Consider the following 25,338-nt stretch of genomic DNA (forward strand, 5'->3'; position numbering starts at 1 on the left):
CGCCTCCGCCCAGCTCACCGATCCACCATCCAGAAAGATTTGGCCACGTCCGGCCGCACCGATCCCACCCCGGCGCTTCGCGCCGACCCTCCCCTCAAGGGGGAGGGGCGCCAATCGCAAAGGAACAAGCAATGCCCCGTGTTCTCGTCTCAGACAAACTTTCCACCACCGCCGTGCAGATCTTCAGGGATCGCGGCATCGAGGTCGACTATTTGCCGGATCTCGGCAAGGACAAGGAAAAACTGCTCGAAGTGATCGGCCAGTATGATGGGCTGGCCATCCGCTCGGCGACAAAGGTCACGGAGAAGTTGATCAACGCCGCGACCAGGCTGAAGGTCGTGGGCCGCGCCGGCATCGGCGTCGACAATGTCGACATTCCGGCGGCGAGCCGCAAGGGCATCATCGTGATGAACACGCCCTTCGGCAATTCGATCACCACCGCCGAGCATGCGATCGCCATGATCTTCGCGCTGGCCCGCCAGATACCGGAGGCCAACGCCTCGACCCATGCCGGCAAATGGGAAAAGAACCGCTTCATGGGTGTCGAGATCACCGGCAAGACGCTGGGCATCATCGGCTGCGGCAATATTGGCTCGATCGTCGCTACGCGCGGCGTCGGCCTGAAGATGCATGTCATCGCCTTCGATCCGTTCCTGTCGGACAGCCGCGCCGAGGAGCTCGGCGTCGAAAAGGTCGAGCTCGACGAGCTGTTCGCCCGCGCCGACTTCATCACGCTGCACACACCGCTTACCGACAAGACGCGCAACATCATCGACGCCGCGGCGATCGCCAAAATGAAGACCGGTGTGCGCATCATCAATTGTGCGCGTGGCGGGCTGGTCGTCGAGGCCGACCTGATCGCGGCACTGAAAAGCGGCAAGGTGGCCGGCGCCGGCATCGACGTGTTCGAGGTCGAACCGGCGGAGTATAATGAACTGTTCGGCCTGGAGAATGTCGTGGCGACGCCGCATCTCGGCGCGTCGACCACCGAAGCGCAGGAGAATGTCGCCCTGCATGTCGCCGAGCAGATGTCCGACTATCTGATCAAGGGCGCCGTTTCCAACGCCATCAACATGCCGTCGATCACCGCCGAAGAGGCGCCGCGGCTGAAACCTTTCGTCAAGCTTGCCGAAGTGCTCGGCGCCTTTGTCGGACAGGTCACCGAGGATCCGATCAAGGAGGTCGAGATACTGTTCGACGGCTCGACCGCGACGATGAACACGCGCGCGCTGATCAGCGCCACCCTTGCCGGGCTGATCCGGCCGCAGGTCTCCGACGTCAACATGGTGTCGGCGCCGATCATGGTGAAGGAGCGCGGCATCATCGTCGCCGAGGTCAAGCGCGACAAATCCGGCGTGTTCGACGGCTATATCAAGCTCACGGTCAAGACCGAGCACAGGACGCGCTCGATCGCCGGCACCTGCTTCTCGGATGGCAAACCGCGCTTCATCCAGATCAAGGGCATTAATCTCGACGCCGAGGTCGGCCAGCACATGCTCTACACGACCAATGCCGATGCGCCCGGCATCATCGGCCTGCTCGGCACGGTCTGCGGCGAGAACGGCGTCAACATCGCCAATTTCCAGCTCGGCCGCAACCGGCCGGGCGGCGATGCCATTGCATTGCTCTATCTCGATGCGCCATTCCCGGAAAACGTGTTGGCGCAGGTGCGCTCGCACAAGTCGATCGACTCCGCCAAGCGGCTGCATTTCGATGTCGGCGTAGCCTGAAACTCGGTCGCCCCGTGTGCAGCAGCACGCGGGGCGCTTCCACGGTCGTTGATGGATCCGTAGTGGAACGTCGCGGCAAGCGACTTCATTCAGCGGCGGATGCCGCCATCTTCCGTCCGCTGTATTCGGCGAGGCTGATGCCGCCGAGCACCAGCGCGAGAGCAAGCGCCTGATAGAGCTGGAATGTCTCACCGACAATCAGCACCGACAGCAGCGTACCGAAGATCGGCACCAGATTGATGAACAGGCCGGCCCGGTTGGCGCCGATCAGCTCGTTGCCCCTGATATAGAAGATCTGCGACATGACCGAAGCACCGATGGCGGTATAGAACGCGACCGCCCAGCCGCGGGTATCGGGAACGATGACCTTGCCGGCGGCAATCTCCCACAGGAAGAAAGGCAGCGATGTGATGAGTGCGGCAACCGACAGCGCCAGCATCAGGCTCTGCCAGCGGATGACCGGCTTCAGCCGCAACCCCACCGAATAGAAGGAGTAGCAAAGCACGGCGACCAGCATGATCGCGTCGCCGAAATTGAGATCCAGCCTGAGAAGCTGGCGTGGATCGCCATGGCTCGCCGTCACCGCGACACCGGCGATGGTCAGCACGACGCCGATGACCTGCACGCCATTGACGCGCAGGCGAAAGAACACAAAATTGGCGATGATGATGACGATCGGGATCGCCGCCTGCTCGATCGAGACGTTGATCGCCGTCGTGTAGTTGAGCGCCGTGTAGAAGATCGTGTTGAAGAAGGCGAAGCCGCAAGCGCCGAGCCCGCCAAGCAGCAACCAGTGCCTGCGCACCACTGGCCAGTCTTGGCGCAGCGTTCCCCAGCCGATCGGCAGCAGGATCAGAACCGCCAGCAGCCAACGCAGGAAGACGAGCGTCATCGGCGAGATATGACCGACCGCCAGCTTTCCGGCCACGGAGTTGCCGCCCCACAGCAAGGTGGTGAACAGCAGGAATAGGTAGGCGGCTCGATGCATCGTGACATTCCGGCCAGGCAGAGAGAAATGCGCGGTCGTTGCGGGCCTATTGCGGCAGCTCGCGCAAGTAAATGATGTCAAAGGCGAAAATTGTTGTGCCTCGGAGCGTTTTCGGCGGCAAAGAATGGTCGCGCTCGCCGGGTCTTGACGCTATAGAGCGACGTGCGTGCAATTGGACGCTACGCGTCGGAAGGCTTTAATCCTCGCGTCGTGCTTTCCCAAAATCGATTCCGTTTTTGGGGGCCGATGCGATAGAGGCCTATCGGTTCGAACTATTTCAAGCTGCTCGTGCGGCGTCTCAAGGGAAAAGAAATATGGCCAATGTGGTGGTCGTCGGCTCGCAATGGGGCGATGAGGGCAAAGGCAAGATCGTAGACTGGCTGTCGGAGCGCGCCGATGTTGTCGTGCGCTTCCAGGGCGGCCACAATGCCGGCCACACGCTGGTCGTCGACGGCAAGGTCTACAAGCTGTCGCTGCTGCCGTCCGGCGTGGTGCGGCAAGGCAAGCTGTCCATCATCGGCAATGGCGTCGTCTTCGATCCGCACGCTTTCGTCGCGGAGGTTGCGAAATTGAAAGCGCAGGGCGTCGAGGTGACGCCGGACCGCCTGAAAATAGCCGAAAACACCGCGCTTATCCTGTCCTTGCACCGGGAGCTGGACGGATTCCGCGAGGACGCCGCTTCCAATTCTGGAACGAAGATCGGCACGACCCGTCGCGGCATCGGTCCCGCCTATGAAGACAAGGTGGGCCGGCGCGCGGTCAGGGTGATGGATTTGGCGGATTTGGAAACGCTGCCCTTGAAGGTCGACAGGCTGCTGACGCACCACAATGCGCTGCGGCGCGGGCTCGGCCATGCCGAGGTTACGCATGAGGCGATCATGAGCGAGCTGATTTCGGTCGCCGACGAGATCCTGCCCTATATGGACCGCGTCTGGAAAATCCTCGACGACAAGCGCCGCGCCGGCGAGCGCATCCTGTTCGAGGGCGCGCAAGGCACGCTGCTCGATATCGACCACGGCACCTACCCGTTCGTCACCTCCTCCAACACCGTTGCCGGCCAGGCCGCTGCCGGGTCCGGTGTCGGCCCGGGCGCCATCGGCTATGTGCTCGGCATCACCAAGGCCTATACGACGCGTGTTGGCGAAGGCCCGTTTCCGACCGAGCAGAAGAACGAGATCGGCGAGTTCCTGGGCACGCGCGGCCATGAATTCGGCGTCGTCACCGGCCGTAAGCGCCGCTGCGGCTGGTTCGACGCCGTGCTGGTCCGCCAGGCTGTCGCCGTCAACGGCATCAAGGGCATTGCGCTGACCAAGCTCGATGTGCTCGATGGGCTGGACGAAATCAAGGTCTGTACCGGCTACCGCCTCGACGGCGAGGCGATCGATTACCTGCCGGCCAGCCAAGGCGCGCAGGCGCGCGTCGAACCGGTTTACGAGACGCTGGAAGGGTGGAAAGGCACCACCGCCGGCGCGCGCAGCTGGAACGACCTGCCGGCCCAGGCGGTAAAGTACGTCCGCTACATCGAAGAGCTGATCGGCGCGCCGGTCGCACTCCTTTCCACCAGCCCTGAACGGGACGACACGATACTTGTGACCGATCCGTTTCAAGACTAGTTTCTCAGCCTTTCCGGGCATTGCGGCTGATTTGCGGGGGCCGGCCCAGAAACAAATGCAGGTCGACTGACGTATGGTAGATTTTGTTCCTATTCTGAAAAAGGCGCTCGATAAACTCGGTGAGCCGTCGGCGGAAGTGCGCGCCAGGGTCTATGACAAGGCCCGTTCGTCAATCGCGAAACAACTCGCAGAGAAGGCCACGATGACGCCTTCCGATGTCGACCGGCAGATGCGTGTGCTGGAAGACGCCATCGCCAAAGTCGAGCGGGACTTCGCCAAGCCTGCGCCGCCACCCGACCCGCTGGCGGAACTGGAGGACATCTTCTCCTCCATCGACCGCAACAAGAACCAGTCCAGCCATGTCCGGCAGCCGGCAAAGACCGAGCCGCCATGGCAGCCGGCAAGGACTGAGCCGGCAAAGACGGAGCCTGCAAAGACTGGGCCAGCATGGCAGCCTACGCCCGCTAAGGCGGCACCGAACTGGCAAAAGCCGCAGCCCGTCGCTCTTTCTCAGGAGCGCGCTGGTCCGCCGCCGCCCAATATGGATATTCCGACGGCCGATGACCAAGACGGCGTTTTTCAGGGCGATGACTTTTCCAACGACGGCGGCCCCGCGGAGGACCGGTTCCAGCGGCTCCATCCCGCCGAGCGCAGGCGCAGCTATGGCGGCGTGATCGCCGCCGCTATTGCCTTGCTGGTCATTGCCGGCGGCGGCTATGGCATCTGGCTGAACAAGGATGCGTTCGGCAGCATGCTCGGCCTCGACGAGACCAAAGCCGTCGTCACCGAACCGCTGGTAAAGCCAGCCCCGGCCAAGCCGGTGGCCGATGCGGCCGTACCGGCCGCCGCGCCTCCGACGGAGGCCGGCGAAGGCGCGAAGTTCACGCAGCGCCTGACGCCCGAGGGCCACGAAGTCGATCCTGGCCCCGCGGCCGGGCAGGCGGGCATCGGCGAAGGCGAATCCGTCGCCGCACTGACCACGCCGCCGTCGGCCGCCCAAGCGCCGACCACCCCGGCACCCGCCGCGCCGGCACCGGCCGCACCTGCCGATGCGCAAGCCACGGCCAATCCTCCAGCGGTCGATGGCTCCGCTGCACCAACTCCCGCAACGCCGCCCGCCAACGGGGCAGCAGCGCCGGCCGATGCCGCAGCAGCGCCTGCAGCGGCCGCCCCGCCGCCCGCACCGGCGGCGGCACCAATGGCAGTTCCGCCGCAGGCCACGTTGGCCGTCGGCCAGAAGGCGATCTTCTACGAGGAGCGCACCAGCACCGCTCAAGGCTCGGCCGAGCCCGGCAACATCGTCTGGTCACTGGTGCAGGAATCGCCCGGCGGCGACTTGCCACCCGAGCCGGCGATCCGCGCCGAGGCGACCATTCCAGGCAAGGATATCCAGTTGCGCATGACGATCCGTCGCAACACCGACCAGACGCTGCCGGCCAGCCATATTATCGAGATGATCTTCCTGACGCCTGACGGCTTCGAGGGCGGCGGCGTCGACAACATCCTGCGTGTCGCCATGAAGGGGTCCGAGCAGGATGCCGGCAGCCCGCTGATCGGCATCCCGGCCAAGATCGCCGACGGTTTCTTCCTGGTTGCGCTCAACGACACCAAGGCGGACGAAGACGCCAATCTGACCTTGCTCAGGGGCCAGGACTGGATCGACGTGCCGGTCGTCTACAAGACCGGGCGGCGGGCGCTGCTCACCATGGAAAAGGGCATTCCCGGCGAGAAGGTGTTCGATGAGGCGCTGAAGGCCTGGCAGACAAAGACAGCGGGCTGAAGCCGGCTCGCCAGCCCAACGCTTCTCTGGCTCAGAAGCCTTGGAACAGCATGTCGAGTGCGCTCACGATGTCTTCGTGATGCTTTGACAGGTTCATCCGGCTTTCGCCTAATTCGTCCGCCGGAACCGTTGCGATCAGATGGGTGGCCATAACCATTTTTCGCCCGCTGATCTCAAGGAGAGGGTGGAGTTTGCGCATCGGCGGCGGCGTTGTTGCCATCGGGAGAAGCGGAACGACGACCCTTGTCTTGAAGTGATCAAGCATGTCGGACTGGACGTCGAGTAGATAGCTGCCTTCGATACTGCCGGCGAAGACATCGTAGAGCGCCATCAGAATTGCCGATGTTCTTTCAGCGGAATACCGTGTTTCTCGGCATAGTCGTTCCACGCTTCCATGGTGGCGCGGTTCTCGAGCTTCCATAGCCGGGTCTTTTCCGCAGCGACAGCCTCCGCAATGCCGGCTTCCGCCGCGCGTGAGACATTCACGTCCAGCCCTTTGGCTTCTTTCATGAGTTTGGAATCTATCGACAGGTTTGCCGGTTGGCGAATTGCATTCAATGCCAATTTGCGCACGGCAGCCTCCGCAATATGCGCATAATCTATGCGCATTTCCGAGCTGCAGCAACGAGGAAGTGGACTACCCCTCCATTTCTTCCCGTAGCATCTCGAGTTCCAGCCATTCCTCCTCGAGCGCTGCCAGTGTGACGCGCTCCTTGTCGAGCGCGGCAATCGTCTTCTGGAACGAGGCCGGGTCGCGCTCGTAATAGGCCGGATCGGCGATGTTGTTCTCCAGCCGCGAGATCGAGGCCGACACCGCCTCGATCTTTTTGGGCAAGGTTTCCAGCGCGAATTTCTGCTTGAACGACAGTTTCTTTGCCGGGCCCTTGGGAGCGGCCGCGTTGGTCCTGCTTGCAGCCATCGCCTCGCTGGTCTCTACCTTCGGCCGCGCCTTGCGGTCATCCAGCCTGGTGCCGCCGCGCTGCGCCAGCATGTCGGAATAGCCGCCGGCATATTCGATCCAGCGGCCGTCGCCATCCGGCGCGATGATGCTGGTCACGGTGCGGTCGAGGAAATCGCGATCGTGGCTGACCAGGATCACCGTGCCGGCAAAGCCGGCGACCAGTTCCTGCAGCAGTTCCAGCGTCTCCATGTCGAGGTCGTTGGTCGGCTCGTCGAGCACAAGCAGGTTTGCCGGCCGCGCCAAGACGCGTGCGAGAATCAGCCGTGCCCGCTCGCCGCCCGAAAGCTCGCGCACCGGCGTCCGCGCCTGTTCCGGCTTGAACAGGAAGTCCTTCATGTAAGAGACGACGTGGCGCTGCTCGCCATTGATGACGAGGTTCTCGCCGCGACCGTCGGTAAGATACTGCGCCAATGTCTCCTGCGGGTCGACGGCTTCGCGCTTCTGGTCGAGCGTGGCGATCTCCAGATTGGTGCCGAGCCGCACCGTGCCCGCGTCCGGCTTCAATTCGCCGGTCAGCATCTTCAACAGCGTCGTCTTGCCGGCGCCGTTTGGCCCGACCAGGCCGACGCGATCGCCGCGCTGGATGCGTGTCGAAAATCCCTTGACCACCGTCAGATCGCCAAAGCTCTTCTCAATGTTCTTGGCTTCGATCACCAGCTTGCCGGATTCGGCGGCGTCGCTGGCTGTCATTGTCGCCGCACCCTCGGCGCCGCGATGGCCGCGAAAGCGCTGTCGCATGGTCTGCAACTCACCGAGCCGGCGCATGTTGCGCTTGCGCCTTGCCGTCACGCCATAGCGCAGCCAGTGCTCCTCGCGCACGATCTGGCGGCCGAGCTTGTGCTGCTCGCGCTCTTCCTCCTCCAGCACCGTGTCGCGCCATTCCTCGAAATAAGCAAAGCCCTTGTCGAGGCGGCGGGTCTGGCCGCGGTCGAGCCAGATTGTGGCGCGCGACACGCGTTCGAGAAAACGGCGGTCATGCGAGATGACGACCAGCGCCGAGGAGGTGCGGGCAAGCTCCTCCTCCAGCCATTCGATGACCGAAAGGTCGAGATGATTGGTCGGCTCATCGAGGAGGAGAATGTCGGGCTCCGGCGCCATGACGCGGGCGAGGGCCGCGCGCCGCGCCTCGCCGCCGGAGAGGTCGTTCGGCCGTTCCTCGCCGGACAGGCCGAGATGCTCCATCAGATAGGTGGCGCGGTAGGGATCGTCGGCGGGTCCGAGCCCCGCCTCGACATAGGCGCGAATGGTCGCAAAACCGTCCATGTCGGGCATTTGCGGCAAATAGCGCACAGTCGCCGAGGGCTGGCGGAAGACTTCGCCGTCCTGCGGTTCGATCAGCCCGGCAGCGATCTTGAGGAGCGTCGACTTGCCCGAGCCGTTGCGGCCAACCAGGGCGATCTTGTCGCCAGCCGAAGCCGTCAGGGCGGCACCGTCGAGCAGCGGCGTGCCGCCAAAGGTCAGCTTTATCCCGTCGAGATTGAGAAGCGGCGGCGCCATATCAGCTTTCAGGTAGGGGAAAAGGATGCGCGAGCAGCAGCGCGCGGCCGCTGGCCAGCGCGATTTCCAGCCGGCCCTTGACCTCATTGGAAATGGTCAGCGACGACCCGAAGGCAACCTCGACATGGGCGAGCGGCCATTTGGCGCCGGTGACTGTCAGGCCGGCAAGATCCGAAAAGCCGAGCACCGAAAACAGTGTGCCGTCGGCATAGTCGAAGCCAACCTTTCCGGGCAGCAAGGGAATGCCTTCCTGTGCGCCGCTGGTCAAAAGCACTTCCGTTCCGCCTTCCGCCAGCCGGACGCTCAGCGCCAGATGCAGGAAGATGTGGTCGGTGCGTTTGCCGCCGAAGGCGCCTGCGAGCACAAGGCTGGTAGCACCGCGTTCGAGCGCGGCGGCGATAGCGAGTTCACCGTCGGTCTTGTCCTTTTCGGCGGGAAACACCTGCCGTGGCACGGCGGCCAGATCCTCCGGCAAATCGGCAGGCACGGAATCGAAATCGCCGACCCAGAGTTCCGGCCTCAGGCCCAGCATGCGGGCATGGCCGATGCCGGCATCGGCGGCGATAACGCGGGAGCCTTCGACCTGGCGGTCGAGCAGCGGCGTGCGGATGAGATCGCCGCCAAGCAGGATGGTGAATGTGCTCATATCTCGTGGCCCTTACCAGCCCTGCCCCGGAAACGGAAGATGAAACGGCAGACGAAACGGAAGGCTGGGCTTTGGATGCCCGGCAAACTTCCGCTTGCGCAGCACTTCGGCCGGGCCTATGTGTCGCAACGCTCTAACGGGGTGCCGGACGCGATCTTCGCGGACCGGCTGAGAGGCAAGACTGCCAACCCGCTGAACCTGATCCGGTTTGTACCGGCGGAGGGATTAGACGTTTCGGACAGCCCGACGCCTCAATTCCTTTCAACGCGAACGAAGGAGGCGCCGATGCGCAGTTTTTTCCACTCTCTTGTCTCGATTATCCTGCTTGCAGCATCCGCGCTGGCCTTGCCAGGGCAGGCATCGGCACAGGATAAGCTGACCGTCTATACCTATGAAAGCTTTACCGCCGATTGGGGTCCGGGACCGGCGGTGAAGAAGGCCTTCGAGGCCGAATGCAACTGCGTCGTCGAATTCGTCTCGGCCGCCGACGGCGTCGCGCTGCTCAACCGTGTGAAGCTGGAAGGCGCCGCGACCAAGGCCGATATCGTGCTTGGCCTCGATACCAATTTGACTGCGGACGCCAAGGCAACCGGCCTGTTTTCGCCGCACGGCGCTGTGTCGGGCGTCAGCGTCCCGGGAGCCTGGAGCGACGATATTTTCGTGCCGTTCGACTATGGCTATTTCGCCGTCGTCTACGATACCGAAAAACTGAAGAGCCCGCCGAAGAGCCTCAGGGAATTGGTCGAGGGCGATGCCGGCGACAAGATCGTCATCCAGGATCCGCGCACCTCGACGCCGGGCCTTGGCCTGCTGTTGTGGGTCAAGTCGGTCTATGGCGACAAGGCGCCGGAAGCCTGGGCCAAGCTCAAGTCAAAGGTGCTGACGGTGACGCCGGGCTGGAGCGAGGCCTACAGCCTGTTCACCAAGGGCGAGGCGCCGATGGTGCTGTCCTACACCACCTCGCCGGCCTACCATATGGTCGCCGAAAACACCGAGCGCTACCAGGCGGCGTCCTTCGAGGAGGGCGAATATCTGCAGATCGAGGTTGCGGGGATCACCACCAAGGGTGCGAAGAACCCGCTGGCGGAAAAGTTCGTTGCCTTCATGACCGGACCGAAATTCCAGGATGTCATTCCCGAAACCAACTGGATGTTCCCGGCCGGCAAGACCGACAAGCCGCTCAATCCGGCGTTCGACAAGCTTGTCAAACCGACCAAGACGTTGCTGTTCAGCCCGGAAGAGGTCGCGGCAAATCGTAAGGCTTGGGTCGATGAGTGGCTTGCGGCGATGAGCAAGTAGGATTCCATATGGTGTTCGTTCCCGCCCACCCCCCTCTGGCCTACCGGCCATCTCCCCCGCAAGGGGGGAGATTGAGCTCTCAGCCGCTTTCGCCAATCTCCACTGCGGCAGGAATGAGCGGGGCAACGAAGCTGCCGATCTCCCCCCTTGCGGGGGAGATGGCCGGTAGGCCAGAGGGGGGTGGGCGGGAACACGACCTCAGCCAAGTTCCTCCTCTCAGCACCCATCGTTAAGCTGGGTAGCGCGAAATGCAGGCTCGCCGTCCTGACTCCCGCGTCACTGCCGGCATCGTCGCGCTCGCCGCCATCGCGCTGCTGATCGGCGGGGCATTCGCCGGGCTCGTCGTCGAAGCCACACGCGACCTGTCCGGCGCCGCCTCCGCTTTCGATTCCTATCTCTTGCGCGTCGCCCGTTTCACGCTCTGGCAGGCGGTCCTTTCGACGCTGCTCTCCGTCGCGCCGGCGCTGTTCGTCGCGCGTGCCCTGTCGCGGCATCCACAGTTTTTCGGGCGAGGCTTCATCCTGCAGCTTTTCGCCGTGCCGCTGGCGCTGCCGGCCATTGTTGCCGCACTCGGTGTCCTGGCGCTCTATGGCCGCGCCGGCTATTTTGCCGGCACGCTCGGCGCGCTAGGCGGCCAGAGCTGGCCCGGCATCTACGGCCTGTCGGGCATTCTCGTGGCCCATGTTTTTTTCAATCTGCCGCTGGCAACGCGGCTGTTCCTTGAAGCGTTGCAGACCGTGCCGGCCAACCAATGGCGGCTGGCGAGCCAGCTTGGCATGGGCGCTGCGCCGGCCTTTCGGCTGATCGAATGGCCGCCGCTGCGTGCGGCCTTGCCGGGCGTTGCCGGGCTCGTTTTCATGCTGTGCATCACCTCCTTCACCATCGTGCTTACACTCGGCGGCGGACCCAGCGCGACGACGCTGGAGGTTGCCATCTACCAGGCGCTGCGTTTCGACTTCGACCCGGCGCGGGCGGTGACGCTCACCCTGCTGCAGATTGCCCTGACCTTCGTCGTCGTGCTGGCCTTGACGCGGCTCGGCGCCAATATGGTCGGGGACGCCAATCTACCGGTGGCGCCGCGCCGGTATTTTTCAGCCGGTGCGGCCGAGACCGGGCTGAACGCGCTGGTGATCGGGCTGGCATTGCTGTTTGTCGCCGGGCCGATGGCGGCGACGCTGGCAGCCGGGCTTGGCGCCGATCTCGGCCGCCTGGCCGGCGACAGCGCGGTGCGGCAAGCGACGGCGACCAGTGGCGTGCTCTCCCTTCTATCGGCGCTGCTCTCTGTTGCGTTGTCGCTGTCGCTGGTCATGGCGCGCCGGGCGCTGGCGCTCACCCGGCGAACAGGCCGGCGGACACTGCTCGAACATCTGGCCGACACCGGTGCGGGGTTCGTCCTGGTGGTGCCGCCCATCGTCATCGGCGCCGGCTGGTTCCTGCTCCTGCGCACCGTCAGCGATGTCTTTGCGATCGCCCCCGTCATGGTCGTTGCGGTCAATGCGGTGATGGCGATGCCATTCGCCATCCGCGCCATCCGCCCTGCCTATGACGCGGCGAGCGAACGCCACGAACGGCTCTGCGCACAGCTTGGCATCTCGGGCTGGAACCGGTTGCGGCTGGTCGACTGGCCGTCGCTGCGGCGGCCGCTCGCCACCGGCTTCGCTTTCGCCATGGCGCTGTCGCTCGGCGATCTTGGCGTCATTGCGCTGTTCGGCAGCGATTCCGTGCAGACCTTGCCCTACCTGCTGCTGGCGCGCATGGGCAGTTACCGCACCGAGGATGCGGCCGGGCTGGCGCTGCTGCTCGGCCTTGTCTGCCTGGCGCTGGTGCTGACCGCGGACTTGCTGGGAAGGAGGGAGAAATCATGATGCCGATCAGCCCGGAACGGTCCATTTCGGTGGAAAAAGGCGCGGCGGTGCGGCTCGACAATGTCTCGTTCAGCTATGGTGAAACGCCGCTTACATTCGATGTCGATTTCCCGGCGTCGGAGATCACCGCCATCATGGGGCCGAGCGGTTCGGGAAAGTCGACGCTGCTCAATCTGGTGGCCGGTTTCGAGGCGCCGCGGTCGGGCCGGGTGCTGATCGGTGGCGCCGATGTCAGCACTGCGCCGCCTTCAGCGCGGCCGGTATCGATGGTGTTCCAGGAAAACAACCTGTTTGCCCATCTTTCCGTCGAGCAGAATGTCGGGCTCGGCCGCTCGCCTTCGCTCAGGCTGAGCGAGGCCGATCGCGCCGCAATCGCCGCAGCGCTGAAGCGCGTCGGCCTTGCCGGCAAGGAAAGCCGGCTGCCGCGCGAACTCTCCGGCGGCGAGCGGCAGCGCGTCGCGCTCGCCCGGGTCCTGGTGCGCGACCGACCGGTGCTGTTGCTCGACGAGCCGTTCGCTTCGCTCGGACCGGCACTGCGCGACGACATGCTCGACCTGGTGACCGACGTCCATTCGGAGCAGCGCATGACGGTGCTATTCGTCACGCACCAGCCGGACGATGCGCGCCGTATCGGCCAAAACATGGTTTTCCTGGATGGTGGCACAGTTGCCGCGACGGGCACCGCCGCTGATTTTTTCGTCGGGGCTGGACCGGAGGCATTCCGACGCTATATCGGCTCGGGTCCGTTTGCGGCCGGATCACGAGATGTTGCCCGGAAGCGGACATAATTTATGGTCAAACCGGCGGAAGGCGAAGCGGCGCTTGCTTGCCATGGTCGAGGTAGTGTGGCTAGGTCCGCCAGGAGCTGGTCCGGCCTAGACCGTGATTTGCCCTTGCTGCCTCGTATCTGTCGGACGCACGAAGGACGCCGTAGCACTTGATTTTGCGCGTGATGCTTTCCGGAAATCGCGCCCGATTTTCGCGGTCACGTCCCAGGACTTGAAAGGAAGCCGATCTGCCGACCGGCATCGACAATCGGAGGGTGAAACCGCTGGCGCGCTTTCTGGCGCTGGCCGGTCTTGCCGTGGCGCTGGCAAGCTGCCAGATGTTCACGCCTCCCGACGTGCAGGAATCGGGCTTCCAGCCCTCAGACAAGCCGATCACGGTCGACAATGTCGCCGCCAACAGCAAGCTCGCCCAACTGGCGAAGGCGCAGCACCCGCGCATCCTTGCCACCTATGGCGGTGAGTATTCCGACCCCAAGCTCGAGCGTATGGTGGCCAAGGTCGTCGGCAGACTGACCGTGGTGTCGGCCAACCCGACCCAGACCTACCGCATCACCATCCTCAACTCGCCCAACGTCAATGCCTTCGCGCTGCCGGGCGGCTATCTCTACATCACCCGCGGCCTGCTGGCATTGGCCAACGATTCGGCCGAGCTTGCCGCCGTCATTGCGCATGAGATGGGCCACGTTACGGCCAATCATGGTCTGCAGCGCCAGCAGCTGGAAGCGGAAGAGGGGTTGGCGACCAAGGTCGTTTCGGATGTGCTCGGCGACAACCCGACGGCCAAGGCGGCGCTGGTCCGCGGCAAGCTTAGGCTGGCGCAGTTCTCGCGCAATCAGGAGCTGGAGGCCGATGCCATCGGCATCAAGTCGATCGGCGAGGCCGGTTTCGATCCCTACGCCGCCGGCCGCTTCTTGCAGTCGATGTCGGCCTATACCGATTTCCGTTCCATCAGCGGCGCCACCGACGCCAGCCTCGACTTCCTGGCGACGCACCCCAACACGCCGCAGCGTATCGATCTCGCACAGCGCCACGCCCGCCAGTTCGGCGCGCCCGGTGTCGGGTCGCGCGACCGCGATTCATTCCTTGCTGGCATAGACGGGCTGCTTTACGGCGACACGCCGGAGGAAGGCTATGTGCGCGGCGAAACCTTCCTGCACCCTGGCCTCGGCGTGTCGTTCTCGGTGCCCAACGGCTTCATCATCGACAATTCGGCGGCGGCGGTGACGGCGACAGGCCCGGGCGACATCGCGATCCGCTTCGACGGCGTCTCGATCGACAAGGACCGCTCGCTGACCGACTACATCCGCAGCGGCTGGGTTGCCGGCCTCGACGACAGCAGCGTGCGCCAGGAGACGATCAATGGCAACGAAGCGGCAACCGCGCATGCCGGCGCCGATGGCTGGCAATTCGACATTGCGGTGATCCGCGCCGGCGGCCAGGTCTACCGCTTGCTGACAGCGGCGCCTTCGGCCAGCACCTCGCTGAGCACGGTGGCGCGCTCGGTCAGCGGCTCGTTCCGCATCCTGAGTGCTGCCGAGAAGGCGGCGCTGAAGCCGCTGCGTATCCGCATCGTCACGGTGCAGCCCGGCCAGACAATGGGCTCCCTGGCCGCACAGATGGTCGGCGTCGACCGCAAGCTGGATCTGTTCAGAGTGCTCAACGCGTTGTCGCCGGGTGCCGCCGTTTCGGCCGGCGACAAGGTCAAGATCGTCACCGACAAATAGCTGCCGACGCGATTCAGGCTGCGAGAAATTCCGGATTCTGCTTTACCAGCGCCGCCTTGAGCTTTTCCATGGCGCGCGCCTCGATCTGGCGGACACGTTCCTTGGAGATGCCGAGTGTTTCCCCGAGCGCTTCGAGCGTCGCGCCCTCGTCGCTCAGCCGGCGCTCCTCGATAATCCTGAGTTCTCGCGCATTGAGCGCGCCGAGCGCCGTCTTCAGCCACACCGAGCGGCGTTCGACGTCGATCGTATCGCCGACGATCTCGTCGGGTAGTGGATCATCCGAAACCAGGAACTCCATCCGCTCGGTTGCGCCCGCATCGTCGGCTAGCGGCGTGTTGAGCGAGCTGTCCGGCGCCGAAAGCCGGGAATCCATCATCGCCACATCGGCCTCGGAAACCCCGAGAGCCGCCGACACTTCGCGGTAGAGCGTGGCATTCGACGTCTGCTCGGCGCCGTTTGCCAGGCGGGCGCGCAGGCGCCGCAGGTTGAAGAACAGCGCCTTTTGCGCCGAGCTGGTGCCGCCGCGCACGATCGACCAGTTGCGCAGGATATAGTCCTGCATCGAGGCGCGAATCCACCAGGTCGCATAGGTCGAGAACCGCACCTCGCGCTCGGGCTCGAAACGGGCCGCTGCCTCCAGCAGTCCGACATGGCCTTCCTGGATCAGGTCGCCCAGCGGAAGGCCGTAGTGGCGAAACCGCGACGCCATGGAAATGACCAGCCGCATATGCGCGACGGTGATGCGGTGCAGCGCGTGCTGGTCATTGTTTTCCTTCCAGCGCAGCGCCAGGAGATGCTCTTCGTCACGTTCCAGATAAGGGGCTTTCATCGCCGCGCGAACCATGGTCCGTCCTGCACTGTCTTGCATCATGCCGCGCTCCTGCTTCAGGCGTTGCGGTGCGATCGAATCGTGAGTTGGCGCCGATGGTTGAAATGGCGGCACCGCGCCCTACAACAGCCAAGAACGTGCCATGCGGGGGAATGTTCCCCCGGACTGTCATGTCGATTGCGCTGTTCCAGGCGATTCACCACCGGCCTTGACTCAGCCGGATGGCGCCGGGAGATGCTGGTTGAGAATGGGATTTCAAGGGCGCGAGATTTTTGAAATTTAGTTTCTTATTCTGGCATCGCGCATCTGTCATTTTCCGGCACTCGCAATGACGCCGGACATCGGCCAAGGACGGGATCACAGAAAAATGAAATGGCTCAAGTCGCTCATTATCGCCGGAACGCTCCAGCTTCTGGCCATCGCCGCAAGTCATGCCGGCGCCAATCTCGACCAGATCAAGCAGTCCGGCGTCTTCAAGGTTGGCACGGAAGGAACCTATGCGCCCTTCACCTATCATGATGCTTCCGGCGCGCTGGTCGGCTTCGATGTCGAGATCGCGCGGGCAATCGCCGAGCGCCTCGGCGTCAAAGCCCAGTTCCTCGAAGGCAAATGGGACGGACTGATCGCCGGTCTCGACGCCAACCGCTACGATGCCGTCATCAACGAGGTAGGCATCACCGAGGCGCGCAAGGCCAAATATGACTTTTCCGAACCCTACATCGCCTCCAAGGCGGTGTTGATCGTGCGCGGCGACAACACCGATATCAAGAGCTTCGCCGACCTCAAGGGCAAGAAGGCGGCGCAGTCGCTGACTTCGAACTTCGGCAAGCTGGCTGAAACCAACGGCGCCGAACTCGTCGGCACCGACGGCTTCGACCAGTCGATCCAGCTGCTTCTAACCGGCCGCGCCGACGCCACCATCAACGACAGCCTGTCCTTCCTCGATTTCAAGAAGCACAAGCCAGACGCCAATGTGAAGATTGCCGCCCAGGAAGAAAACGCCGACTATTCCGGCGTCATCGTGCGCAAGGGCGATCCGGAACTGGTGGCCGCCATCAATAAGGCGCTGGCCGACATCAAGGCCGACGGCACCTACCAGAAAATCGCCGACACCTATTTCGGCCAGGACGTTTCGAAGTAAAACGGCTTTCTCGTGTGGGCCGAACGCCGGCCCGCGTCGTTCGTATCGCGGCGAGCTGTCTTTTGACGGCCCGCCGCTTTCGCGTGATATGAGCGACGGCAATCTGGCAAGGAGGAGCCTTCGTGCCGCACTGGCTGCAATTGATGCTGGAATCCCTGCCTACGCTGCTGTGGGCTGCACTGATCTTCACCGTGCCGTTGACGCTGCTGTCGTTTGCATTCGGTCTTGTTCTCGGCCTGGTCGTGGCGCTTGTCCGGCTGTTCGGTCCCAAACCGCTGGTCGCCGTGGTCCGCTTCTACGTCTGGATATTCCGCGGCACGCCGCTTCTCGTGCAACTGTTCCTTATCTTCTACGGCCTGCCATCGATCGGCATCCTGCTCGACGCCTTTCCGGCAGCACTGATCGGCTTCACCTTGAACATCGGTGCCTATTCGTCGGAAATCATCCGCGCCGTCATCGGTTCGGTGCCCAAGGGCCAGTGGGAAGCGGCCTATTCGATCGGCATGACCTTGGCCCAGGCAATGCGGCGCACCATTCTTCCACAGGCGGGGCGCGTCGCGGTGCCGCCGCTGTCCAACACCTTCATCTCGCTGGTTAAGGACACTTCGCTCGCCGCTGCCATCACCGTGCCGGAGATGTTCCAGGCAGCGCAGCGCATCGTCGCCACCACCTATGAGCCGCTGATCCTCTATGTCGAGGCGGCGGCGCTCTATCTGGTCATGAGCTCCGTGCTGTCGGCCTTGCAGGCGCGGCTGGAAACGCGGCTCAACCGTTATGGCGGCTTCCTGGAGGCGCGCGCATGATCGGCCTCACCAACATCGAAAAGCGTTTCGGCGACAATTTGGTGCTGAAGGGTGTGACCGTCACAATCGAGGAAGGCAGCGTCACGGCGCTGGTCGGGCCATCGGGCGGCGGGAAGAGCACGCTTTTGCGCTGTATCAACCTGCTCGAGCTGCCGACGTCAGGCACGGTGCGGATCGGCGACGATGCACTCGAATTCCACCCCGGCGGCAGGGTCTCGACCAGGGATATCCAGCGGCTGCGGCTTCAGACCGGCATGGTGTTCCAGAATTTTCAGTTGTTTCCGCATCGCACTGCGATCGAGAACATCATGGAGGGGCTGGTGACCGTGCTGAAATGGCCCAAGGAAAGGGCGCGCGAACGGGCGCTCGCCCTGCTCGAAAAGGTCGGCATGGCGCACAAGGCCGATGCCTGGCCGGCGACGCTGTCAGGTGGCCAGCAGCAGCGCGTGGCGATTGCCCGGGCGCTGGCGCCTTCGCCGAAAGTCCTGCTCTGCGACGAGCCGACCTCGGCGCTCGATCCGGAACTGGCGCAGGAGGTGGTCGATGTGCTCGGCAAGCTCGCCAGCGAGGGCACGACCATGGTGATGGCGACGCATGATCTGCGGCTCGCCTCGAAGATCGCGCGGGAAGTGGTGTTCCTCGATGCCGGCAACATCGTCGAACAAGGCCCGGCCGCGGTGCTGTTCAGCAACCCGGAACGCCAGCGGACCAAGCGGTTTATCGCCACGCTGAAGCACGAGGCGGAAAGGGAGGGCGGCGGCGAAGGTTAGATATGCATTCGCCAGTCAGCCAAAACAAAAAAGTCAGCCAAAACAAAAAACCCGGCGCGAGGCCGGGTTTTTCTGAATTCGAAGGCGAGAAAAATCAGGCAGCTTCTTCCTGCTCGGCTTCCTCGTTGTCGGCCTTGGCGCCGCGCTTCGGGCCCTTGTTGAGGTTCACCTCGATGAGGCGTACCGCTTCGGTCTCCGACATGCGGTTGACGGCCGCGATCTCGCGGGCCATGCGGTCAAGCGCCGCCTCGTAGAGCTGGCGTTCGGAATAGGACTGCTCCGGCTGGTTATCGGCGCGGTAAAGGTCGCGCACCACTTCCGAGATCGAGATCAGATCGCCGGAGTTGATCTTGGCATCATATTCCTGGGCGCGGCGCGACCACATGGTGCGCTTGACGCGGGCGCGGCCCTGCACGACCTTCAGCGCGCGCTCGACATAATCCTCTTCCGACAGCTTGCGCATGCCGATCGAGGTCGCCTTGGCGACCGGCACCTTGAGGCGCATCTTATCCTTCTGGAAGTCGATGACGAACAGCTCCAGCTTGTGGCCCGCGACTTCCTGCTCATCGATCGAGACGATCTGGCCGACACCATGCGCCGGATAGACGATGTACTCGCCGGTCTTGAAACCGTGGCGCGCTGCGGTGGACTTCTTCTGCGAGGTGATCGTTGCCATTACGCCCTGAACTCCTTGTTGTGGTACCGGCATCGTGCCGGCCCGAACTCGTGCGACCGGGGTGACCGGTCCTTAGCCACACAACGATGAACTCACCGGAAAGGCCAGGACCGGCAAATCGCAACATTGCGACCGCCTGCCCCAGATCGCTCTGGTCCGGATTGAGAAATTCACCTTTCAGTGATTTGGGGCGTTTGCGCCATAAATCGACGTTGTGTCACCGGCATGTTTGGCTGATGTAACACAAAAAGTCGGAAGAATCAAGGTTTTGCTGCACGCGCGAAGGCCACGCGCCGTCGCCGCCTGTCAAGGCAGTTAATGTATCACGTCTGTTACGCGGCGTCAGGCCGCCGCAGCCGGCAGGCTCGTCAATCGCCTTCGCCGGGCTCCGGGGAGAAATATTTCTCGAATTTGCCAGTTTCGCCATCGAAGTTTTTAGCGTCGGCCGGCGGCTCCTTCTTGGCGGTGATGTTGGGCCATTTCTCGGCATATTCGGTGTTGATCTGCAGCCATTTGTCGAGACCCGACTCGGTGTCCGGCTTGATCGCGTCGGCCGGGCATTCCGGTTCGCAGACGCCGCAATCGATGCACTCGTCCGGGTGGATGACGAGCATGTTCTCACCTTCGTAGAAGCAGTCGACCGGACAGACCTCGATGCAGTCCATGTATTTGCATTTTATGCAATTGTCGGTCACGACATAGGTCATTGGTCGGCTCCGGGACGTCCCATTTTGTTGGGCTTTTTTGGTGAGGTAACGCCTTTGTCCGCTGGTGGCAAGGGCGGCCCTTACTCAGCGGTGCCGCGGTTTCCGGAATGGAATTCCAGAGGGCCGGCAAAGCGGAAGTTCGAGCTTGCTCAATCGTCGCCGAGCAGGTGGTCGGTCTGGCGGCGTTCCTTCTTCGTCGGGCGACCGCTGCCGGCCTCGCGCAACGGCGGCACCGCATCGGGAAGCGCCTCGCCCTTGGGCACCGGGGGCGGCGACATATCCTCGTAGAGCAGGCGGGCTTCTTCGGCCGGACCGCGCCGTACGCCGGTGCCAAGGACCTTCCAGACGAAAATCCGCCGCTCCAGCGTGATGGTCAAAACGTCGCCCGGCCGGACCGTATCGGAGGCCTGCGCTGCTTTGTCGCGATTGATGCGGACGCGTCCGGCGACGACCAGCTTGGCTGCCAGCGTACGCGATTTTACCGCGCGCGAGAAGAACAGCCACTTGTCGATGCGCTGGCGGGCATCAGTGACCATCGGACGAGCAGCTTACTTCTTCAGCTGGTCGCGCAACGCGGCGAGCTTGGCGAAGGGCGAGTCCGGATCGAAGCGGACCGGGCGTTCCTCACGCGGCTTTGGCTGGAAGGCGGGCTTTGCGCCTTGGGCGCCGCCTTTGCCGTCCTGCCGGCCAGCCTTCCAGTCGGGCCGGTTTTCGCGCCGGTCGGGGCGTTCGCCTTGCGGCTTGCCGGCGCGCTGCTCTCCAGCCTCGCCTTGCAGTTTAGGCTTGAACTTGCTGCGGTCGAAGCGCGGCTTGCCGGCGCCGTCGCGCTGGTCGTGCCGCCCCTGACGGGCGGGCCGGTCGCCCGGCGTCGGTTGCCCGCCGGCATCCACCGGCGCATTGCTGCGGCCGTCCGGCGCAGCTTGACCATTGCGCGCGCGACTGTCCCGATGATTGTCCCGGGGGCGGTTGTCATGCTGGCGATGACGCGGGCGCTGGTCGAAACGACCCTGCCGCCACAACAGGATGGGTTTTGGCTCCTCGGCTTCTGGAGCAGCTTCGCCGGCGACGGCTTCCGCCGTTGCTGCAGGTTCGGCCGGCGATGCTTCCGTAGTTTCGAAAACCGGCGGCTCTGCCGGTGCCGCAGCCTCAGTTTCCGCCCCAAGTTCCGCCCTTGGCTCAGCCGCTGATTCCGCAGGCGCTTCAGCAGTCGCCTCGGCGGCGGGCTGGGCCTCTTGCGTGCCTTCTGCCGCAGCTTCGGGGGCTGGAGCTTCCGGCTGGTCTTCCGCGACAGGCTCTGCCGCCGCTTCGGTTGCGGCTTCGGCTGCAGCCTCCGCAACAGGAGTCGCGTCCGACCCAGGCTCCGAAGCCTCCGCCGGCGGCTCTACCGCGGCAGATGCTTCCGCCATCCTCGCCTGCTCGGCTCGCGTTGCCTCTTCCGCCGCCTGCTTTGCAGCGGCAGCTTTACGCGCGGCATTGTCCTGTGCTTCGAGCCGCGCCTTGACCTCGGCCGCCGGTTTGGCATCGGCGCGATAGCCGAGCCCCTTCAGGATTTCTTCCATGTCGTCGGCGGTGGCGCCGAGGATCGACATCATCGGCGGCGTCACCATGAAGGACTGACCGTCATAGGCGCCGTCAGGGCGAGGCCCGAGGCCTGGCTTCCAGTTGGTCGCCGGCCGGATCAGGTCGGCCAGCCGCTCGAGAATATCGACGCGTACGGCACGCCGGCCAAGATTGCGGTAGCCGGCAAGCTTGTAAAAGGTCTTGTCGAAGGTCGGATCGATGACCACCGAGGTGCGGCCGGAGGCCAGTGCGTGAACGACATCGCCGAAGCCGGGCTTGTCCTTGCCGTCGTTTCTCAGCGCCCATAGCAGCGTTATCAACCCGGCCGGAGCCGGCTTGATCAGCGCCGGCACGAAGACATGGTAGGCGCCGAAGCGCACGCCGAGGCGGCGAAGCGCCGCGCGGCCTTCCTGGTCGAGCGACTTCATCTCGTCGGCAATGTCGCGACGGTTGATGAGGCCGAAATGTTCGACAAGCTGGAAGGCGATGCCGCGGCCGATGCCGGTGATCTGCTCGGCATTCTTGAGATCGACCAGCGGCTTCAGCAGGGATTCGATCTGGAAGTTGACGAAGCGCTCGGCGCGCGCCGCAACCTTGTCGCGGGCCGGGCCGGTGAGTTGCTCGTCGGCGAGCAGAACGAGACGCGGCTTCAAAGCGTCTTCGCCGGCAACCAGCGTGCCGATCGGGGCGCCGATCCAGCGCAGCGTGCCATCCGAACCCAGCGCAATGTCGCCATTGGCAGAGGCGCCGAAGCGCTCGGCCCGCGCCTCGAACTCGGCGGCAAGCGCCTTCTGCGCCGCCGCCCGCACTGCCTTGGCATCCTCGCCGCCGGCGCTCTGGTCGGCGGTGAAGCGGAAACCCTGCAACTCGCCGACGTGATGGCCTTCGACGAGGACGGTTCCGGTTGGGCTGATTTCGGCTTCAGGCATCGTGTTTTCTCTAAGGCGCCGCATGAGGACGGAAGTCCTGCGGTCTACAAAACGTTTCGTCAACCGCTCATGCAGCGCATCCGACAATCTGTCTTCGATTTCGCGCGTCTTTTCCTGCCAGTGTGCCCGATCGGCCAGCCAGCCGGGCCGGTTGGAGACGAAGGTCCATGTGCGGATCTGGGCAATCCTGTGCGACAGCGTGTCGATGTCGCCTTCGGTGGTGTCGGCACGGCGCACCTGCTCGGCCATGTAGTTCTCGTCGACATGGCCGTGCCTGGCAAGGTCCATGTAGATGGAGGCGATCAAGTCGGCGTGCTGGGCCGGCGCGATCTTCCTGTAGTCGGGCAGCGCGCAGGCTTCCCACAGCAGCGCCACGCGTCTGGCATCGGTGGTGAGTGCCCGGACATCCTCGTCGCGCGACAGATGCTCGAGCGCTTGCGCGTCTACTGCTGGCAGTGCGCGCGTCAGGCCTTCGACCGGGGCGTTGGTCTCGATCGAGCGCTTCAGCGCATCAAGGTTGGCGAAATCGAAATGCGCGGTACGCCACTGCAGCACTTTCACCTGGTCGAAATCATGCGCCTCGATCTTCTTGACAAGTTCCTCGTCCAGCGGATCGACCTGGCCGGTGACGCCGAAGGTGCCGTCGCGCAGGTGCCGGCCGGCGCGGCCGGCAATCTGGCCGAGCTCGGCCGCCGTCAGGTTGCGGTACTGGTAGCCGTCGAATTTACGGTTCTGGGCGAAGGCGACGTGGTCGAGGTCGAGGTTGAGGCCCATGCCGATGGCGTCGGTGGCGACGAGGTAGTCGACGTCGCCCGACTGGAACAGCGCCACCTGGGCGTTGCGGGTGCGCGGGCTGAGTGCGCCGAGCACGACGGCGGCACCGCCCTGCTGGCGGCGGATCAGCTCGGCGATGGCATAGACCTCGTCGGCCGAGAAGGCGACGATCGCGGTGCGCCGCGGCAGGCGGGTCAGCTTCTTCGAGCCGGCATAGGCAAGGTGCGATAGCCGTGGCCGGGTCACCACCGACACGCCCCGCAGCAGGCGCTGCAGGATGCCGTGCATGGTGGCCGCGCCCAGCAGCAGCGTCTCCTGGCGGCCGCGCAGATGTAGGATGCGATCGGTGAAGATGTGGCCGCGTTCGAGATCGCCGGCGAGCTGGACCTCGTCGATGGCAACGAAGGCGGCGTCGGTCTCGCGCGGCATCGCTTCCACGGTGCAGACCGAGTATTTCGCGCCCGCCGGCTGGATCTTTTCCTCGCCGGTGATGAGCGCAACCTTATGGGCGCCGACCTTCTCGCAGACGCGCGTATAGACCTCGCGGGCAAGCAGCCTGAGCGGCAGGCCGATGACGCCGCTTTCATGCGCCACCATGCGTTCGATGGCGAGATGGGTCTTGCCGGTGTTGGTCGGGCCGAGCACGGCCGTCACGTCTCGACCCGACAGGATCAGCGGTTCAGTGTGTTTCGGATGGATGTTCATCGGCCTGGAAATAAGGCTCTCTGCCTCGCATTGTCGGGAGCGCGCCCATATTGGCCGCGTATGACAGGCGACACATAGGGATTTCGGGCGCGAAGCGAAAGCGGAATGTGCCGAGGGCAGGCGATTGGTTGCTTCGAAGCCAGAAAATCTGTTCCCGATTAACAATTGGAACGAGTCTGGAACGAATCAGCTACGAATCACTGACTCCCGCTGATTCAGGGTTTGTTCACGGCTACATCTGGGCTTTCTGCCGGCGAGTCTCACCACATGCTGAATCACGGAAACTGGCCCGATTCATGCAAGCGGCATCCAAGCGAGCACCGCGGTTAACCTTTGCCGGTGAATGATCGTGGCCAGCCAATCTGCTCCGCCCAACATTATGAAATTATTGATGTTTCCTAATGCGCTTTAATCATTTCGAGGGTGTTTTCAGCTCTCGCCGTTAACGTTCCGCTCAAAGCCGGAACGAATCGGCGACGAATCAGCGATAGGCAAAGTTTCTTGGTTTGTTCACCGCAACATGTTGTGTTGTGAACAGCTTTTCCACCGAGAATCGACAGGCTGTCGGACGGGTTGTGCACAGGTTGCGCAGTTGCCGTTAACCTTTGCATGCCAGTTTCGGGCAGTGTGCGGCACCGCGATCTTGCAGCGGAGAAAGCTGCTATGGAACGGGCCGTTTTGCGGGGCCCGTTCATTCAGCGCGTATCTATCTCAACGTAAAGATAAACGGTCAGGCGATGTACTGCCCGCCATTGGCTGATATGGTCGAACCGGTGATGAAACCGGCATCGTCGGAAGCGAGGAAGACGACGCAGCGCGCGATCTCCTCCGGCTCGCCGAGACGGCCGATCGGGATCTGCGGGATAACGCGCTCGTTGAGGACCTTCTCGTCCATCGCCTTGACCATCTCGGTGGCGATGTAGCCGGGGCAAATGACGTTGACGGTGATGCCGGCGCGCGCGCCTTCCTGGGCCAACGCCTTGGTGAAGCCGATATCGCCGGCCTTCGAGGCCGAATAATTGACCTGGCCGACCTGGCCTTTCTGGCCGTTGATCGAGGAGATGGTGATGATGCGACCGAACTTGCGGTCGCGCATGCCGCCCCACAACGGATGCGTCATGTTGAAGACGCCGGAAAGGTTGGTGTCGAGGACCTCCTTCCATTGCTCTCGCGTCATCTTGTGGAACATCGCGTCGCGAGTGATGCCGGCATTGTTGACCAGCACCGAGACGGGACCGAGATCGGCCTCTACCTGTTTGATGCCGGCGGCGCAGGCCTCGTAGTCGGCGACCGACCATTTATAGACCGGGATGCCGGTCGCGGCCTTGAACTTTGCCGCCGCTTCCTCATTGCCGGCGTAGTTTGCGGCGACCGAATAGCCGGCGCTTTTCAAGGCGACCGATATCGCCGCGCCGATGCCGCGCGACCCGCCTGTGACGATTGCAACCTTTGTCATATGTCCTCCCGGGAAATGCAGATGACTGAGCGTTGAAGCGGCGGGGTTTGCCCTCTATTCCCTACTCGCTTTGCGCCAGATCCTATTCGTATCGCCT

Annotated in this window: 21 protein-coding genes and 1 riboswitch; of the genes, 10 read left to right on the top strand and 11 right to left on the bottom strand. The window is 63.7% G+C overall.

What is annotated here, in order from left to right:
• Positions 1–131 precede the first annotated feature (131 nt).
• Positions 132–1,730, top strand: a complete 1,599-nt coding sequence (gene serA / locus NKH13_RS00905) for a phosphoglycerate dehydrogenase (protein ID WP_352714418.1) — start codon at positions 132–134, stop codon at positions 1,728–1,730.
• An 85-nt stretch (positions 1,731–1,815) separates the two neighbouring features.
• Here the strand turns inward: serA and NKH13_RS00910 are convergent, their stop codons facing one another.
• The gene (locus NKH13_RS00910) at positions 1,816–2,718 is read right to left on the bottom strand and encodes a DMT family transporter (protein ID WP_352909928.1); all 903 of its coding nucleotides are present in this window, start codon (positions 2,716–2,718) and stop codon (positions 1,816–1,818) included.
• Positions 2,719–3,032: 314 nt separating this feature from the next.
• On the opposite strand from NKH13_RS00910, the gene NKH13_RS00915 reads away from it, so the two are divergent.
• Both NKH13_RS00915 and NKH13_RS00920 read left to right on the top strand, forming a co-directional pair.
• A complete protein-coding gene (locus tag NKH13_RS00915; protein ID WP_023680654.1) occupies positions 3,033–4,331 on the top strand; it encodes an adenylosuccinate synthase in 1,299 nt (432 codons plus the stop codon).
• Between the two features lie 73 nt (positions 4,332–4,404).
• Complete coding sequence (locus NKH13_RS00920) at positions 4,405–6,111, top strand: hypothetical protein (RefSeq protein ID WP_352909931.1); 1,707 nt, start codon at positions 4,405–4,407, stop codon at positions 6,109–6,111.
• Positions 6,112–6,142: 31 nt separating this feature from the next.
• Here NKH13_RS00920 and NKH13_RS00925 read toward each other — a convergent pair whose 3' ends face one another.
• The 4 genes from NKH13_RS00925 to NKH13_RS00940 all read right to left on the bottom strand — a co-directional run bounded on the left by NKH13_RS00925 (position 6,143) and on the right by NKH13_RS00940 (position 9,215).
• Entirely contained in the window at positions 6,143–6,442 is a 300-nt protein-coding gene (locus NKH13_RS00925) for a CcdB family protein (protein ID WP_352714412.1), read from the bottom strand.
• Positions 6,442–6,684, bottom strand: a complete 243-nt coding sequence (locus NKH13_RS00930; RefSeq protein ID WP_352714411.1) for a type II toxin-antitoxin system CcdA family antitoxin — start codon at positions 6,682–6,684, stop codon at positions 6,442–6,444. Before NKH13_RS00930 ends, NKH13_RS00925 begins: the two co-directional genes overlap by 1 nt.
• A 64-nt stretch (positions 6,685–6,748) precedes the next feature.
• A complete protein-coding gene (locus tag NKH13_RS00935; RefSeq protein WP_352909934.1) occupies positions 6,749–8,569 on the bottom strand; it encodes an ABC-F family ATP-binding cassette domain-containing protein in 1,821 nt (606 codons plus the stop codon).
• Between the two features lies 1 nt (position 8,570).
• The gene (locus NKH13_RS00940; protein ID WP_352714407.1) at positions 8,571–9,215 is read right to left on the bottom strand and encodes a thiamine diphosphokinase; all 645 of its coding nucleotides are present in this window, start codon (positions 9,213–9,215) and stop codon (positions 8,571–8,573) included.
• Between the two features lie 127 nt (positions 9,216–9,342).
• A riboswitch (TPP riboswitch) is annotated at positions 9,343–9,457 on the top strand.
• Between the two features lie 43 nt (positions 9,458–9,500).
• On the opposite strand from NKH13_RS00940, the gene thiB reads away from it, so the two are divergent.
• The 4 genes from thiB to NKH13_RS00960 all read left to right on the top strand — a co-directional run bounded on the left by thiB (position 9,501) and on the right by NKH13_RS00960 (position 14,891).
• Positions 9,501–10,514 carry a thiamine ABC transporter substrate binding subunit gene (thiB, locus tag NKH13_RS00945; RefSeq protein ID WP_352909937.1) on the top strand — a complete coding sequence of 338 codons (1,014 nt, stop codon included), beginning with the start codon at positions 9,501–9,503 and terminating at the stop codon, positions 10,512–10,514.
• Positions 10,515–10,762: 248 nt separating this feature from the next.
• Complete coding sequence (thiP, locus tag NKH13_RS00950) at positions 10,763–12,379, top strand: thiamine/thiamine pyrophosphate ABC transporter permease (protein WP_352909939.1); 1,617 nt, start codon at positions 10,763–10,765, stop codon at positions 12,377–12,379.
• A complete protein-coding gene (gene thiQ / locus NKH13_RS00955; protein ID WP_352714403.1) occupies positions 12,376–13,167 on the top strand; it encodes a thiamine ABC transporter ATP-binding protein in 792 nt (263 codons plus the stop codon). Before thiP ends, thiQ begins: the two co-directional genes overlap by 4 nt.
• 254 nt (positions 13,168–13,421) lie before the next feature.
• Positions 13,422–14,891 (top strand): M48 family metalloprotease, encoded by a 1,470-nt coding sequence (locus tag NKH13_RS00960; RefSeq protein WP_352909942.1) that lies wholly within the window; start codon positions 13,422–13,424, stop codon positions 14,889–14,891.
• 13 nt (positions 14,892–14,904) lie between these two features.
• On the opposite strand, the gene NKH13_RS00965 is transcribed toward NKH13_RS00960, so the two are convergent.
• On the bottom strand, positions 14,905–15,762 hold the full coding sequence (locus tag NKH13_RS00965; protein ID WP_352714400.1) for an RNA polymerase factor sigma-32: 858 nt from the start codon (positions 15,760–15,762) through the stop codon (positions 14,905–14,907).
• A 325-nt stretch (positions 15,763–16,087) separates the two neighbouring features.
• On the opposite strand from NKH13_RS00965, the gene NKH13_RS00970 reads away from it, so the two are divergent.
• The 3 genes from NKH13_RS00970 to NKH13_RS00980 all read left to right on the top strand — a co-directional run bounded on the left by NKH13_RS00970 (position 16,088) and on the right by NKH13_RS00980 (position 18,434).
• Positions 16,088–16,861: an amino acid ABC transporter substrate-binding protein gene (locus tag NKH13_RS00970; protein WP_352714398.1), complete on the top strand. Its 774-nt coding sequence runs from the start codon at positions 16,088–16,090 to the stop codon at positions 16,859–16,861.
• A 122-nt stretch (positions 16,862–16,983) separates the two neighbouring features.
• A complete protein-coding gene (locus NKH13_RS00975; protein ID WP_352909945.1) occupies positions 16,984–17,664 on the top strand; it encodes an ABC transporter permease subunit in 681 nt (226 codons plus the stop codon).
• Entirely contained in the window at positions 17,661–18,434 is a 774-nt protein-coding gene (locus tag NKH13_RS00980) for an amino acid ABC transporter ATP-binding protein (protein ID WP_352714394.1), read from the top strand. Before NKH13_RS00975 ends, NKH13_RS00980 begins: the two co-directional genes overlap by 4 nt.
• Before the next feature lie 94 nt (positions 18,435–18,528).
• On the opposite strand, the gene NKH13_RS00985 is transcribed toward NKH13_RS00980, so the two are convergent.
• The 5 genes from NKH13_RS00985 to phbB all read right to left on the bottom strand — a co-directional run bounded on the left by NKH13_RS00985 (position 18,529) and on the right by phbB (position 25,241).
• The gene (locus tag NKH13_RS00985) at positions 18,529–19,110 is read right to left on the bottom strand and encodes a CarD family transcriptional regulator (protein ID WP_352909947.1); all 582 of its coding nucleotides are present in this window, start codon (positions 19,108–19,110) and stop codon (positions 18,529–18,531) included.
• Positions 19,111–19,478: 368 nt separating this feature from the next.
• Positions 19,479–19,817 carry a ferredoxin FdxA gene (fdxA, locus tag NKH13_RS00990; protein ID WP_292664799.1) on the bottom strand — a complete coding sequence of 113 codons (339 nt, stop codon included), beginning with the start codon at positions 19,815–19,817 and terminating at the stop codon, positions 19,479–19,481.
• 149 nt (positions 19,818–19,966) lie between these two features.
• Entirely contained in the window at positions 19,967–20,353 is a 387-nt protein-coding gene (locus tag NKH13_RS00995) for an RNA-binding S4 domain-containing protein (protein ID WP_352564641.1), read from the bottom strand.
• 12 nt (positions 20,354–20,365) lie between these two features.
• Entirely contained in the window at positions 20,366–23,785 is a 3,420-nt protein-coding gene (locus NKH13_RS01000) for a helicase-related protein (protein ID WP_352909951.1), read from the bottom strand.
• 730 nt (positions 23,786–24,515) lie between these two features.
• Entirely contained in the window at positions 24,516–25,241 is a 726-nt protein-coding gene (gene phbB, locus NKH13_RS01005) for an acetoacetyl-CoA reductase (RefSeq protein WP_352909953.1), read from the bottom strand.
• Positions 25,242–25,338 lie beyond the last annotated feature (97 nt).

Source organism: Mesorhizobium sp. M1348, assembly GCF_040317925.1.
Classification (GTDB): domain Bacteria; phylum Pseudomonadota; class Alphaproteobacteria; order Rhizobiales; family Rhizobiaceae; genus Mesorhizobium.

Excerpts from the sequence above, each read along its gene's own strand:
- NKH13_RS00970 (WP_352714398.1), top strand. The coding sequence starts at position 16,088 with ATGAAATGGCTCAAGTCGCTCATTATCGCCGGAACGCTCCAGCTTCTG.
- NKH13_RS00995 (WP_352564641.1), bottom strand. The coding sequence starts at position 20,353 with ATGGTCACTGATGCCCGCCAGCGCATCGACAAGTGGCTGTTCTTCTCG.
- NKH13_RS00965 (WP_352714400.1), bottom strand. The coding sequence starts at position 15,762 with ATGATGCAAGACAGTGCAGGACGGACCATGGTTCGCGCGGCGATGAAA.
- NKH13_RS00920 (WP_352909931.1), top strand. The coding sequence starts at position 4,405 with ATGGTAGATTTTGTTCCTATTCTGAAAAAGGCGCTCGATAAACTCGGT.
- NKH13_RS00910 (WP_352909928.1), bottom strand. The coding sequence starts at position 2,718 with ATGCATCGAGCCGCCTACCTATTCCTGCTGTTCACCACCTTGCTGTGG.
- serA (WP_352714418.1), top strand. The coding sequence starts at position 132 with ATGCCCCGTGTTCTCGTCTCAGACAAACTTTCCACCACCGCCGTGCAG.
- NKH13_RS00985 (WP_352909947.1), bottom strand. The coding sequence starts at position 19,110 with ATGGCAACGATCACCTCGCAGAAGAAGTCCACCGCAGCGCGCCACGGT.
- NKH13_RS01000 (WP_352909951.1), bottom strand. The coding sequence starts at position 23,785 with ATGAACATCCATCCGAAACACACTGAACCGCTGATCCTGTCGGGTCGA.
- thiB (WP_352909937.1), top strand. The coding sequence starts at position 9,501 with ATGCGCAGTTTTTTCCACTCTCTTGTCTCGATTATCCTGCTTGCAGCA.
- fdxA (WP_292664799.1), bottom strand. The coding sequence starts at position 19,817 with ATGACCTATGTCGTGACCGACAATTGCATAAAATGCAAATACATGGAC.
- NKH13_RS00935 (WP_352909934.1), bottom strand. The coding sequence starts at position 8,569 with ATGGCGCCGCCGCTTCTCAATCTCGACGGGATAAAGCTGACCTTTGGC.
- phbB (WP_352909953.1), bottom strand. The coding sequence starts at position 25,241 with ATGACAAAGGTTGCAATCGTCACAGGCGGGTCGCGCGGCATCGGCGCG.
- NKH13_RS00940 (WP_352714407.1), bottom strand. The coding sequence starts at position 9,215 with ATGAGCACATTCACCATCCTGCTTGGCGGCGATCTCATCCGCACGCCG.
- thiQ (WP_352714403.1), top strand. The coding sequence starts at position 12,376 with ATGATGCCGATCAGCCCGGAACGGTCCATTTCGGTGGAAAAAGGCGCG.
- NKH13_RS00980 (WP_352714394.1), top strand. The coding sequence starts at position 17,661 with ATGATCGGCCTCACCAACATCGAAAAGCGTTTCGGCGACAATTTGGTG.
- NKH13_RS00925 (WP_352714412.1), bottom strand. The coding sequence starts at position 6,442 with ATGGCGCTCTACGATGTCTTCGCCGGCAGTATCGAAGGCAGCTATCTA.
- NKH13_RS00915 (WP_023680654.1), top strand. The coding sequence starts at position 3,033 with ATGGCCAATGTGGTGGTCGTCGGCTCGCAATGGGGCGATGAGGGCAAA.
- thiP (WP_352909939.1), top strand. The coding sequence starts at position 10,763 with ATGCAGGCTCGCCGTCCTGACTCCCGCGTCACTGCCGGCATCGTCGCG.